The sequence below is a fragment of the Aeromonas sp. S16(2024) genome, assembly GCF_041403065.1.
Lineage (GTDB): Bacteria > Pseudomonadota > Gammaproteobacteria > Enterobacterales > Aeromonadaceae > Aeromonas.
Genome location: NZ_JBGLQX010000011.1, coordinates 1 through 12,863 on the forward strand (window position 1 = coordinate 1; position 12,863 = coordinate 12,863).

Below are 12,863 nucleotides of genomic sequence, written 5' to 3' on the forward strand. Positions count from 1 at the left end.
TTATCTGGGTTGGCGAAGGATGTTGGAGCGCTACGGGCGGGAAGTGAATATCCCAAGTTGCTTGCATGAGGCGCTGGGGCGCCCCATGCAACACGTAATTGGGACATAGCCTTTCTTTTGGGTGGCTACTTGATGGCGCAGACACGCTCGCCTGATGCCAAGCGGCGGCGCCTGCGTCGCCACAGGGAGAAGCAGCCGTAGCCCAGGCTCAGCACCACGGCGTAGAGCACCTGGGAGGCGAGCGCCACCAGCACGGCCGCGCAGAGCAAGACGCTCACCCCCGCCAGCCCCTTGCCCATGCCGCCAAGCAGGCGCCAGCCCGCCGCCATGCAGAGCAGATAGACCAGCACGAAGTTGCCATTGGCGTAGCGGATGAGCTCATCGAGCGGCAGCCTGAGCCAGAGGATCAAGGTGATGGAGACCAGGCAGATGGCGAGCACCCAGCACAGGGCATTGAGGGGCGCACCCCGGGCCGAGAGGCGAGAAAGGGAGGCGGGCAGCTTGCCCTCCCGCGCCATGCTCCAGATAAGACGCGCAAACCCTTGCAGATAGATGTTGATGCTGGCAAAGCAGGAGAGGTAGCCAAGCACCGCCACCAGCCACTTGGCGGTGGGGCCGAACAGCAGGGAGAGCAGGGCCGGGATGGCGGTGGCATTGGTCGCCTCGTCCCCATAGAGACCATATTTGAGCACCACCAGGGAGTGGACCCAGTAGATGAGCCCCGCCAGCAAGACGCCGCCGAGCAGGGCCAGGGGATAGTCCCGCTCCGGTCGCTTGAACTCCTCCCCCATGTGGGCGAAGGCTTCCAGCCCCACGAAGCACCAGAACATCACCGCCAGCGCCGTGCCCATGGCGGGCCATTCGGCGGCCGTCGGCAGCGGCTGGGCCCCGTCACGCCAGCTGAGATCCCCCTTGAACCAGATGAGCAGGGTCAGCCCCAATATGGCCAGGGCAATCAGCAGTTGCAGGTTGCCGGAGGATCGCGCCCCCCTCAAGCCGAGCAGGAAGACCCCGAGCAGGGTCAGCAGCTGGATGGCCCACAGGGTCCACTCCCCCAGATCGAACAAGGCATGCCAGAAACCGGCGGCTATGGTGAGGGCGGCAGGCAGCCCCACCGGCAGCACCGCCAGAAACAGGAAGGCGGAGAAGCGCTCGGCGCCATTGCCAAAGGCGAGCCCGATGAGGTGCGGCGCCCCGCCCGCATGGGGATAACGGCGACCGAGGCGGGCGAAGGTGAAGGCGATGGGCAGCACCAGTACGATGAGCAGCACCCAGGCCCACAGCGACGCCCCTCCCGCCAGCGAGGCCGCGGTCGCCGGTACCACGAAGATCCCGGTACCGAGCAATGAGGTGGCGAGCAGCCCCATCCCCTGCCAGAGCCCGAGATCCTTTTTCAACCCAGACATATCCTTTTGTCCTGTCTAGAAAAACATCCCGCCATGTTAGGCCGCTGCCGCCACTTTGTTAAGCACTCAGCGCCGCAAACAAAAAAGCCGCTTCATTGCTGAAGCGGCTTTTTCACAAGAACGAACCGGCGTTATCAGGCAATCAGTTTGTAGATGATGCCGGACATGGCGATCAGGCCAATCAGGGTCACGAAGCCGTTGCTGAGGTTGCCGGCGTATTTGCGCATGGCCGGAACCTTGGCGATGGCGTACATCGGCATCAGGAACAGCAGCATGGCGATGATGGGACCGCCCAGGTCTTCGATCATGCCGAGGATGCTCGGGTTGATGGTGGCGATGGCCCAGGTGGTCAGGATCATGAACACGGCAGTGATTTTGTTCAGTTGCTTGGTGTCAACGTTCTTGCCCTTCTCGCGCAGCGCCTTGGCCATCAGGCCGTTCATGCCCTCTTGCGCACCCAGGTAGTGACCCAGGAAGGATTTGCTGATGGCAACCATGGCGATCAACGGAGCCACGGTGGCGATCACCGGGTTGTCGAAGTGGTTGGCCAGGTAGGAGAGGATGGAGATGTTCTGTTCCTTCGCAGCCGCCAGATCAGCCGGGGAGAGGCTCAGTACGCAGCTGAATACGAAGAACATCACTGTCATCACCATCATGACGTGGGCGCCCAGCAGTATGTTGCTGCACTTCTTCTCGGCACCTTCACCGTAACGACCCTTGTTGTCCACCGCGAAGGAGGAGATGATCGGGGAGTGGTTGAAGGAGAACACCATGACCGGAATGGCCAGCCACAGGGTCTTGACGAAGTCACCGTTGAAGGCGTCGGACAGAGCCGGAGCTTCGGTGATGATGGCACCATTCCAATGCGGGATCAGGTAGAACGCCAGGCCCATCAGGGTGATCACGAAGGGGAAGACCAGCACGCTCATCGCTTTGACGATAACCTGGCCGCCGAGGCGAACTACGGCCATCAGACCCAGGATCAGCGCCAGTGACAGGACGGCACGGGGAGGTGCAGACATGCCCAGCTGGTGAACAATCACGCTCTCGACGGTGTTGGTGATGGCGACTGAATACATCAGTACGATCGGGTAGATGGCAAAGAAGTAGAGCAGGGTGATGAATTTGCCTGCGGTCTTGCCGAAGTGCTCTTCTACGACTTCGGTGATATCGCCATCACGGGTAGAGCCGGACAGCACGAAGCGGGCCAGACCACGGTGAGCAAAGAAAGTCAGCGGCAGGGCCAGGATCAACATGGCCACCAGCGGCCAGAGACCACCTACACCGGCGTTGATCGGCAGGAAGAGCACACCGGCACCGATGGCGGTACCGTACAGACCCAGCATCCAGACCACATCGGCCTTGTTGATGCCACGGGAGGAGGCTTTGCTCAAGCTGCCTTCAATTGCAATATTCATGTCAGACATAGGGATGTTCCTGTCATCAAGGAAAGTGGATTCTTACTAGTCGGTGGGCATGGGCCCGGTTCCCTCTCCCTGGAACACCTGCTGTTCGTCCTTCTTTTATTCTCAGGCCCCGGCCATAAGGCGATCACTCCATGTGACAACCAAATCGCAACAAACGAAGGCATGAGATCGTGATGCTGAGGGTGTCGCGCGCTCCCGTTAACAATGGGGTAACGGCCACCTCATCCGATGAGCTGACTCTAGTGAAAAGGCCCTATTAATCACAGCGTTTTTTTGAATTAATCAACCAAAGTTTGACTTCAGTCGCCTTTCAAACGAGCAAGATCACATTACAGGCCCCGCGTTGCGAAATTTTTTTAACAAATTAAAAATTCGTGGTGATTGTCAGCACCATGAAACAGACAACAAAACAGTTACAATTCCCGCAACAGCGTGCCGATTGTCTCCCGTCTCCCCTTGGCGTACCCTTGGTTTTCCCCCACTGCCCCTTGCTGAACATGACCATCACCCGCACCGATCTCGCCGAACTGGCGGTATTTGCCGCCGTCGCCCGCCACCGCAGTTTCAGCAGGGCCGCCCTCGAACTCGGGGTCTCGGCCTCGGCCCTGAGCCATTCCCTCAAGGGGCTGGAGCGTCGTCTGGGGGTCAGGCTGCTCAATCGCAGCACCCGGGCCGTGGTGCCGACCGATGCGGGGGAGCGCCTGCTGACGCAGTTGCTGCCGACCCTGGGTCAGCTGGAAGAGGCGCTGGAAGAGTTGACTCGCCACGGCGATGAGCCGGTCGGCAGGTTGAAGATCTGTGCGCCCAGGGCCGCCATCCAGGAGGTGCTGGCCCCAGTGCTTATCGACTACCTGGTGCGCTATCCCCGCATGCAGGTGGAGGTGGTGGAGCAGGAGCTGATGCCCCGTCTCATCGAGGATGGCTATGACGCCGCCCTCTTCTACGGCGATCTGCTGCCCAAGGAGATGATAGCCGTGCCCCTGGGCCTGCTGCAGCGCTACCTGGTGGTGGGCTCCCCCGACTACCTGGCAAGACGCGGCATCCCCATGCACCCATCCGAGCTCAGCCAGCACGACTGCATCGGCTATCGCCTGACCCCCCATCACCACTATCGCTGGGCCTTTGCCGCCGACGGCGAGCTGCTGGAAATAGAGGTGAGCGGGCCGCTGACCACCAGCACCCCGGCCCTCTACCTGGGGGCGGCCGAGGCGGGCCTGGGGCTGGCCTACTGCTATGAAGAGGAGGTGAGCGAGGCCCTGATGGCGGGTCGGCTGGTGACTGTGCTGGCCGACTGGAGTCCCACCTTTGCCGGGTTCAATCTCTACTACCCCAGCCGCCACCAGTTGGGCCAGGGCCTGCGCGCCCTGATAGACATGCTGAAGGCCTATCATCGCCCATGACAGATGAGTCAGATTCATCAATGCATCAAATAAACACAGGATTATCAACGGAAAGCTAAGAATCTACACTGTGGCTTCGATCCCGACCCGGCAAGAAGCACAGCTATGTCAGCCTATTTCATTCGTCGCCAGCGGGCCATGACCCGCCGTTTCTGGGGCTATGCCCTCCCCTCCGTCATGGCCATGCTGGTCTCCGGCGCCTATTACCTGGTGGATGGCATCTTCGTCGGCCACTATGTGGGGGCCGCCGGTCTCGCAGGCATCAACCTGGTCTACCCGGTCATCATGGTGCTGATCGGCCTCGCCGCCATGATCGCCATGGGGGCGGCGACCGCCATCTCCCTCCAGCAGGGGGCCAGAAACCCCGCCCTGGCCCGCCAGGCGCTGGTCAATGCGTTCTGGCTGCTGGCGCTGCTGGGGGCCCTGGCCCCGCTGCTGCTGCACCACTGGCACGTCGACATCCTGCTGGCCCTGGGCATTGCCCAAGGCTCCGAGACCTGGCAACAGGCCAGCGACTACCTCACCTGGATTGGGGGTGGCACCCTGCTGCTGGCCAGCAACCTGGCGGTGCCCTATCTGCTGCGCAACGACGGTCGCCCCCGCCTCGCCATGGTGCTGGTGAGCGGCGGCGCCCTGCTCAACATACTGCTCAACTACATCATGGTTGGCCGACTCGGACTGGGGCTGGTGGGCACGGCCCAGGCCACCCTCATCTCGGAAGGTGTGGTCAGCCTGCTTGGCCTTGGCTATTTCTTTACCTCCCACGCCAGGTTGCGCCTTGGCTGGCACCAGCTGGTACCCAGCTTCCCCGCCATGCCGAACCTGCTCTTTACCGGTCTGCCGAGCCTGATCGCCCAGTTCAATCTGGGGCTGTTACTGATGCTGCACAACAGCCAGCTGATGGTGTACGGCAACGTGAAAGATCTGGCGGGCTTCACGGTGGCGGGTTACACAGAGGCGGTGTTCATCGTGATCCTGCAGGGACTGGCCTTCGGCATCCAGCCGCTGATCAGCAAGGCGGCGGGGGCCAGGCGCCACCGCGACCTCAAATTCCTGATGGAGATGGGGCTTAAGATCACCTTTATATACGGCATGGGGGTGTGGCTCACCATCCAGCTGCTGCCAAGCCAGGTCGCCATGCTCTACACCGGCAATAACGATCCCGAACTGCTGGCCGCTGCCATCAGCAGCCTGACCCTCAACCTCGGTGCCATTCCACTGGAGGGGATCATCGTATTCGGCATAGTGCTGCTGCAATCCATGGCGCGCACCCGCCAGGCCCTGGTCATCTCGGCCGCCAAGACGACCCTGCTGCTGCCGCTCATCTTCCTGCTGCCACTCTGGTGGGGGCGCGACGGCGTGCTGCTGGCCCAGCCCGCCACCGTGCTGCTGCTGACACCGCCGCTCTGCTGGCTGCTGTGGCGGGAGTGGCGTCGCCTTGCGCAGACCGATGCCCCGCGCCACCCGCGTCGCCCCCTGGTACAGGTAAGGGAGGAGGTGATGACGAGATGAGATCTCAAGTTTTCTGCCGTCCATAAAAAAAGTCCCCGCAATGCGGGGACTTTTCACAAGAGATGATCGCCGGGCATCAGCAGTAGCCGTAACCCAGCAGGCGCTGGTAGCGCTGCTCCAGCAACTGGTCGCTGTCGAGCGGACGCAAGGCCGCCAGGTCTTGCTTGATGCGATCCTTCAGGCGCTGGGCCATCAACTCCACGTTGCGGTGGGCGCCGCCGAGGGGCTCTTCGACGATGCTGTCGATAAGTTTGAGCTCCTTCAGACGCTGGGCCGTGATGCCCATGGCATCGGCGGCCACCGGCGCCTTGTCGGCGCTCTTCCACAGGATGGAGGCGCAACCTTCCGGCGAGATGACGGAGTAGGTGGAGTACTGCAGCATGTTGACGCGATCGCCGACGCCGATGGCGAGGGCGCCGCCGGAGCCGCCTTCACCTATCACGGTGCAGACAACAGGCACGGTCAGACCGGCCATGACTTTCAGGTTGCGGGCAATGGCCTCGGACTGGCCACGCTCCTCGGCACCCACGCCGGGGTAGGCGCCCGGGGTGTCGATGAAGGTGATGATCGGCATCTTGAAGCGCTCGGCCATCTGCATCAGGCGCAGGGCCTTGCGGTACCCTTCCGGGCGCGGCATGCCGAAGTTGCGACGGATCTTCTCCTTGGTTTCGCGACCCTTCTGCTGACCAATCACCATGACGGGCTCGCCGTCCAGGCGGGCGATGCCGCCGACGATGGCCTTGTCATCGGCGTAGGCGCGATCACCGGCCAGCTCGTCGAAGTCGGTGAAGATCTGCTCGATGTAGTCGAGGGTGTAGGGGCGCTGGGGATGACGCGCCATCTGGGACACCTGCCAGGCACCCAGATCGCCGAAGATCTTCTTGGTCAGCTCTTCGTTTTTCTTCTCCAGCCGACGGATATCTTCGCTGAGATCCACGGCACTGTTGTGCTCGCTCACATGGCGAAGTTCATCGATCTGAGCCTGCAATTCGGCGATCGGCTGTTCAAAATCCAGAAAAAGACTCATAGGGACAATAGATCCTCTAATCAAAAACCAATTCAACCCGCTCTCGTCCAAGCAGGACTCGCAAGTCATCTATCAGTTGATCGGTGGGCGTCACCCGCCACTCGGTACCGAGCGTCAATCGCGCCCGGGAGCCGGGCCGACGATAGTTTACCTGAACCGGACAGACTCCGGCACGGGCGGGCTCCAAAATCTCGCACAAACGCGGGAAAAAGCGCTCGTCAATGCGTTGTTCATCGAGGGAAATGCGGATCGCCCTGGCGAAACGCTCCCTCGCGTCGTTGATATCCAGCAATTCGCGGGCCGACATTTTAAGGCCACCGGAGAAGTCATCAAAGCTGACCTGTCCAGAAACCACTAAAATACGGTCTTTTTGCATCAATTCTTCGTATTTTTCCAGCGCTTCACTGAAGAGGGTCACATCCAGACGGCCGGATCTGTCGTCCAGGGTGAAGATCCCCATCTTGTTGCCGCGCTTGGTCACCATGCTGCGGGCCGCGATCACCAGCCCGGCCGCCGTGGTCACCGTATCCCGGGAGGTGGGATGCAGATCGCACAGACGGCCCGAGGTGTAGCGACGCAGCTCGCTGCTGTACTGGTTGATGGGGTGGCCGGTGAGGTAGAGCCCGAGGGTCTCGCGCTCACCTTCCAGCCACACCTTGTCGGGCCAGTGCGGCACGTTGGCGAACGCCTTCTTGACGTCGTCAATCTCCTCGGTGAGCACCCCGAACATGTCGACCTGCCCCACCGCCTGCGCCTTGGCGTGCTGCTCGGCGGCGCGCATGGCCTCTTCCAGTGTCGCCATCAGGGCGGCGCGGTGGGGGCCGAGGCGGTCCATGGCGCCGGAGAGGATGAGTTTTTCCATCACCCGCTTGTTGAGCTTCTTGATGTCGACCCGGTTGCAGAAGTCGAATAGGTCCCGGAAGGGGCCGTCCTGATCCCGGGCGCTGAGAATGGCGTCGATGGGGCCCTCGCCCACCCCCTTCACCGCACCTATGCCGTAGACGATGTGGCCATCTTCGTTGACCGAGAAACGATAGCGACCGGTGTTCACATCCGGCGGTATCACGGTGAGCCCCATGCGCTGACACTCGTCCACCAGCGTCACTATCTTGTCGGTGTTGTCCATGTCGGCGGTCATCACCGCCGCCATGAACTCGGCCGGGAAGTGGGTCTTGAGCCAGAGGGTCTGGTAGGAGACCAGCGCATAGGCGGCGGAGTGGGACTTGTTGAAGCCGTAGCCCGCAAACTTCTCCACCAGATCGAAGATCTTGATCGCCAGCTCGCCGTCGACGCCGTTCTTGACCGCCCCTTCCTCGAAACCGGAACGCTGCTTGGCCATCTCGGCGGGGTTCTTCTTGCCCATGGCCCGGCGCAGCATGTCCGCGCCACCCAGGGTATAACCCGCCAGCACCTGGGCTATCTGCATCACCTGCTCCTGGTAGAGGATGATGCCGTAGGTGGGCTCCAGTATGGGTTTGAGGCTCTCGTGCTGCCACTTCTCGTCCGGGTAGGAGATGGCCTCCTTGCCGTGCTTGCGCTCGATGAAGTTGTCCACCATGCCGGACTGCAGCGGGCCCGGACGGAACAGGGCCACCAGGGCGATCATGTCTTCGAAGCAGTCGGGCTGCAGCCGTTTGATCAGATCCTTCATGCCGCGGGATTCGAGCTGGAACACCGCCGTGGTCTCGAAGCGCTGCAACAGCGCGAACGACTTCTTGTCGTCGATGGGGATGGCGGCGATGTCGACCGGCGGCTTGCCCTCCTTGGCGAGGCGCGGGTTGATCATGCCGAGCGCCCAGTCGATGATGGTCAGAGTCCGCAGCCCCAGGAAGTCGAACTTCACCAGGCCGGCGTATTCCACGTCGTTCTTGTCGAACTGGGTGACTGGGTGATGGCCGGAATCGTCGCAATAGAGCGGGGCGAAGTCGGTGATCTTGGTGGGGGCTATTACCACGCCACCGGCGTGTTTGCCGGCGTTGCGCACCACACCTTCCAGCCGGCGCGCCATGTCGATGAGATCCTTGACCTCCTCGTCCTGCTCGTAGAGCTCCGGCAGCTTGGGCTCGGCCTCGAACGCCTTGGCGAGCGTCATGCCCGGATCCGGCGGAATGAGCTTGGAGATGCGATCCACGAACCCGTAGGCGTGGCCCAGCACCCGGCCCACGTCCCGCACCACCGCCTTGGCGGCCATGCTGCCGAAGGTGATGATCTGGGACACCGCCTCCCGGCCATACATCTCGGAGACGTGCTCTATCACCTCGTCCCGTCTGTCCATGCAAAAATCGACGTCGAAGTCGGGCATGGAGACCCGCTCGGGGTTCAAAAAACGCTCGAACAGCAGATCAAACTCGAGGGGATCCAGATCGGTGATCTTGAGGGCATAGGCCACCAAGGAGCCCGCCCCCGAGCCCCGGCCCGGGCCAACGGGGATGCCGTTGTCCTTGGACCACTGGATAAACTCCATCACGATGAGGAAGTAACCCGGGAAGCCCATCTGGTTGATCACCTTGAGCTCTATGTCGAGGCGCTCGTCATACTCGCCACGCTTGGCGGCGCGGACCTCGGGATCCGGGAACAGGAAGGCCAGGCGGTCTTCCAGACCCTCCTTGGACTTCATCACCAGGAAGTCTTCGGTGGTCATGTCGCCGGTCGGGAAGTTCGGCAGGAAGTACTCCCCCAGACGCACCGTCACGTTGCAGCGCTTGGCGATCTCCACGGTGTTTTCCAGCGCCTCCGGGATGTCGGCAAACAACTCGCACATCTCTTCCTGACTGCGCAGGTACTGCTGCGGGCTGTAGCGGCGCGGACGGCGTTTGTCCATCAGGGTGTAGCCGTCGTGGATGGCGACCCGGATCTCGTGGGCATCGAAGTCGTCGGCACCGAGGAACACCACCTCGTTGGTGGCCACCACAGGCAGCTCGAACTCGGCGGCGATGGCCACCGCCATGTGCAGATAGACCTCCTCGTCGGGGCGGCCGGTACGCAGCAGTTCGAGGTAGTAGGCATCCGGGAAGTGAGTCCGGTAGAAGGCGAGGCTCTGCTCCACCATCTGGCGGTTGCCCTTGAGCAGAAACTTGCCGACATCCCCCTCGCGACCACCGGAAAGCACTATCACCCCCTTGGCATGTTCGACCAGCCAGCCCTTGTCGATGACGGGGCGCCCCTGTACGTGACCGCGCTGGTAGCCGCGGGAGATGAGCAGGGTGATGTTCTGGTAGCCGTCGTTGTCCATGGCGAGCAGGGTGAGGCGGAACTGCTCGTCGCCGAGCTCATCGCTCTGCACCCAGAAATCCGCCCCGACGATGGGCTTGATCCCCTTGCCGTGGGCCGAGCCATAGAAGCGCACCAGGCCGCACATGTTCATCTGGTCGGTCAGAGCCAGGGCCGGCATGTTGTTGGCCGCGGCGGCCCCGACGATGGGGCCAATCTTCTGCAGGCCATCGACCATGGAGAAGTCGGAGTGGACCCGCAGGTGGACGAAGCGAGGATCGGCCATCTATTCGATCCCCAGCGCCCGGCGCACCGGTTTGAAGCTCTGCCGATATTCGGGCAGGGGGCCGCGCTCGGCCAATATGGCGAGGTGTTCGGCGGTGGGATAACCCTTGTGACGGGCGAAGCCGTACTCGGGATGACGGCTGTCCAGCTCGGTCATCTCGGCGTCCCGGGTCACCTTGGCGAGGATGGAGGCGGCGCTGATGGCGGCCACCAGGCTGTCCCCCTTGACCACGGCACGGGCCTCCATCGGCAGAGCCGGGCAGCGGTTGCCGTCGATAAAGACCAGCTCGGGGGTGATGGAGAGGCCCGCCACGGCCCGCTGCATGGCCAGCATGGTGGCGTGCAGTATGTTGAGCTGGTCGATCTCTTCGGGGGTGGCGCGGCCGATGGACCAGGCCAGGGCCTTTGCCTTGATCTCGTCAAATAGGGCGAGGCGCTTCTTCTCGGAGAGCTTCTTGGAGTCGGCGAGGCCTTCAATGGGATTGGCGGGATCCAGGATCACGGCGGCGGTGACCACATCCCCCACCAGGGGACCACGGCCCACCTCGTCAACCCCGGCAACCAGCTTGTCTTGTGGAATATCGATCGTCATATCACAGGCCTTGAATCAAAACCGGCCCCGCAGGGCCAGTATCAGCACAACATAACGCCAAAAGCGCGCCGTCAGCCACCCTAGCTGTCGAGCAGCTCGGCCACCGCCTCGGCGGCCTGCACATCGGCGTTGCAACGGATCTTCTGGTGCAACTTGGTGAAGGTGGCGATGAGCTCGCTGTTGTCGTGCTCCAGCAACTTGCTGACCTCTTCCACCAGATTGGCCGGAGTGCACTCATGCTGAATGAGCTCGGGCACCAGCATCCTGTCTGCCAGCAGATTCGGCAGGGAGACGTACTCCGTCTTCACCAGCCACTGGGCCAGCCAGTAGCTCAGCGGCTTGAGCTTGTAACCCACCACCATGGGCCGCTTTACCAGCATGGCTTCCAGCGCGGCCGTGCCGGACGCCAGCATCACCACGTCGGCGGCGATCATGGCCTCACGGCCCTGGCCATCCAGCAGCACCATGTCGAGATCCGGCGCCACTTCGGCCTTGATGGCGAGGAACTGCTCGCGCCGCGTCTCGTTCACTAGCGGCACTATGAAGCCGAGATCCGGGCAGTGCACGGTGAGGTGCTTGCACGCCTCGAGGAAGACGGGAGACATGAAGCCGACCTCGGCGCTGCGGCTGCCCGGCAACACTGCCAGCCAGCGGCGGCCAGGCTCGAGGCCGAGTGCCTCGCGCATCTCCCGCTGATCCGGCACCAGGGGGATGTCGTCCGCCATGGTGTGGCCGACGAAACGACAGGGGGCATCGAAACGGTCGTAGAAGGCTTTCTCGAACGGCAGGAAGGCGAGCACCATGTCGGTGGCGGCCTTGATCTTGTGAATGCGGCCCTGACGCCAGGCCCAGACCGAGGGGCTGACGTAGTGGACCGTCTTGATACCGGCGCGGCGCAGTTTCAGCTCCACCCCGATATTGAAATCCGGTGCATCCACCCCGACGAAGATGTCGGGCGGATTGGCAATGAAGTGACGCAGCAGCTCGCGGCGTACCTGGAGGATCCGGGGCAGACGTCCCAGCACCTCGCTGATGCCCATGACGGAAAGCTCTTCCATCTCGAACAGGGCCTTGACGCCCAGGGCCTGCATGCGCGGCCCGGCGATCCCTTCGAACTGGGCATCCGGATAGCGAACCATCAGCTCGCGCACCAGACCGGCAGCCAGGATGTCGCCGGAGGTCTCTCCGGCGACTATGCCGATGCGGATGGGCTTAGGCACGGATGATCCCGCGCTCGTTGCCCTTGAGGAAATCCACATAGAGCTGGACGGCCGGCTCGGTGGCCGCCATCTCGCTCAGCACCGGCAACACCTCTTCGATGGTCTTGCCGGAGCGGAAGATCTCCTTGTAGGCACGCTTGACGGCCGAGATAGCCTCGGGCGTGAAGCCACGACGACGCAGCCCTTCGGAGTTGACCCCGAACGGCTTGGCGTAGTTGCCGGCGGCCATCACGTAGGGCGGCACGTCCTTGTTCAGGGCGGCGCAGCCTCCGACGAAGGCGTGGGAGCCGACGCGGCCGAACTGATGAATGGCAGACAGACCGCCGAAGATCACGAAGTCGCCGATGTGAACGTGGCCCGCGAGGGTCGCGTTGTTGGCGAAGATGCAGTTGTCACCAATCATGCAGTCGTGGGCCACGTGAACGTTGACCATGAAGAGGTTGCCGCTGCCGACCTTGGTCAGGCTCTGATCCTGGGTGGTGCCGCGGTGCACTGTGCAGTTCTCGCGAAACACGTTGTTGTCGCCGATCTCGAGGAAGGTACGCTCACCGGCGTACTTCTTGTCCTGGCAATCCTCACCGATGGAGGTGTGCTGGAAGATCTTGTTGCCACGGCCTATCTTGGTCGGGCCCTTGATCACCACATGGGAACCCACCCAGGTGTCGTCACCTATCTCCACCTCGGCACCGATGACGGTAAAGGGGCCGATTTCCACCCCTTTGCCGATCACGGCAGACTCATGGACGATGGCGGTATCGTGGATGATGGCAGTCTGGTCAATCAC

The 12,863-nt window shown here is 62.4% G+C and carries 9 protein-coding genes and 1 pseudogene; 3 read left to right on the top strand and 7 right to left on the bottom strand.

Features of this window, described 5'->3' with window-relative positions:
* A pseudogene (locus ACB030_RS09975) lies at positions 1-109 on the top strand (IS1595 family transposase); the annotation flags it as partial.
* A 16-nt stretch (positions 110-125) separates the two neighbouring features.
* On the opposite strand, the gene yjeH reads toward ACB030_RS09975, so the two are convergent.
* Together yjeH and ACB030_RS09985 are read right to left on the bottom strand one after the other, a co-directional pair.
* The gene (yjeH, locus tag ACB030_RS09980) at positions 126-1,406 is read right to left on the bottom strand and encodes an L-methionine/branched-chain amino acid transporter (RefSeq protein ID WP_371159453.1); all 1,281 of its coding nucleotides are present in this window, start codon (positions 1,404-1,406) and stop codon (positions 126-128) included.
* A 134-nt stretch (positions 1,407-1,540) separates the two neighbouring features.
* Positions 1,541-2,833, bottom strand: coding sequence for an HAAAP family serine/threonine permease (locus ACB030_RS09985; RefSeq protein ID WP_371159455.1), 1,293 nt, complete (start codon positions 2,831-2,833; stop codon positions 1,541-1,543).
* Between the two features lie 497 nt (positions 2,834-3,330).
* On the opposite strand from ACB030_RS09985, the gene ACB030_RS09990 reads away from it, so the two are divergent.
* Both ACB030_RS09990 and ACB030_RS09995 read left to right on the top strand, forming a co-directional pair.
* Positions 3,331-4,233 carry a LysR family transcriptional regulator gene (locus tag ACB030_RS09990; RefSeq protein ID WP_371159457.1) on the top strand — a complete coding sequence of 301 codons (903 nt, stop codon included), beginning with the start codon at positions 3,331-3,333 and terminating at the stop codon, positions 4,231-4,233.
* A gap of 105 nt (positions 4,234-4,338) precedes the next feature.
* On the top strand, positions 4,339-5,745 hold the full coding sequence (locus ACB030_RS09995; RefSeq protein WP_371159459.1) for an MATE family efflux transporter: 1,407 nt from the start codon (positions 4,339-4,341) through the stop codon (positions 5,743-5,745).
* Positions 5,746-5,821: 76 nt separating this feature from the next.
* Here ACB030_RS09995 and accA read toward each other — a convergent pair whose 3' ends face one another.
* The 5 genes from accA to lpxA form a co-directional block, all read right to left on the bottom strand.
* Entirely contained in the window at positions 5,822-6,772 is a 951-nt protein-coding gene (accA, locus tag ACB030_RS10000; RefSeq protein WP_025327902.1) for an acetyl-CoA carboxylase carboxyl transferase subunit alpha, read from the bottom strand.
* A 16-nt stretch (positions 6,773-6,788) separates the two neighbouring features.
* Positions 6,789-10,268: a DNA polymerase III subunit alpha gene (dnaE, locus tag ACB030_RS10005; RefSeq protein ID WP_371159461.1), complete on the bottom strand. Its 3,480-nt coding sequence runs from the start codon at positions 10,266-10,268 to the stop codon at positions 6,789-6,791.
* Positions 10,269-10,859 carry a ribonuclease HII gene (rnhB, locus tag ACB030_RS10010; RefSeq protein ID WP_371159463.1) on the bottom strand — a complete coding sequence of 197 codons (591 nt, stop codon included), beginning with the start codon at positions 10,857-10,859 and terminating at the stop codon, positions 10,269-10,271.
* 80 nt (positions 10,860-10,939) lie between these two features.
* Complete coding sequence (gene lpxB / locus ACB030_RS10015; protein WP_371159465.1) at positions 10,940-12,079, bottom strand: lipid-A-disaccharide synthase; 1,140 nt, start codon at positions 12,077-12,079, stop codon at positions 10,940-10,942.
* On the bottom strand, positions 12,072-12,863 hold the full coding sequence (gene lpxA, locus ACB030_RS10020; protein WP_371159467.1) for an acyl-ACP--UDP-N-acetylglucosamine O-acyltransferase: 792 nt from the start codon (positions 12,861-12,863) through the stop codon (positions 12,072-12,074). Before lpxA ends, lpxB begins: the two co-directional genes overlap by 8 nt.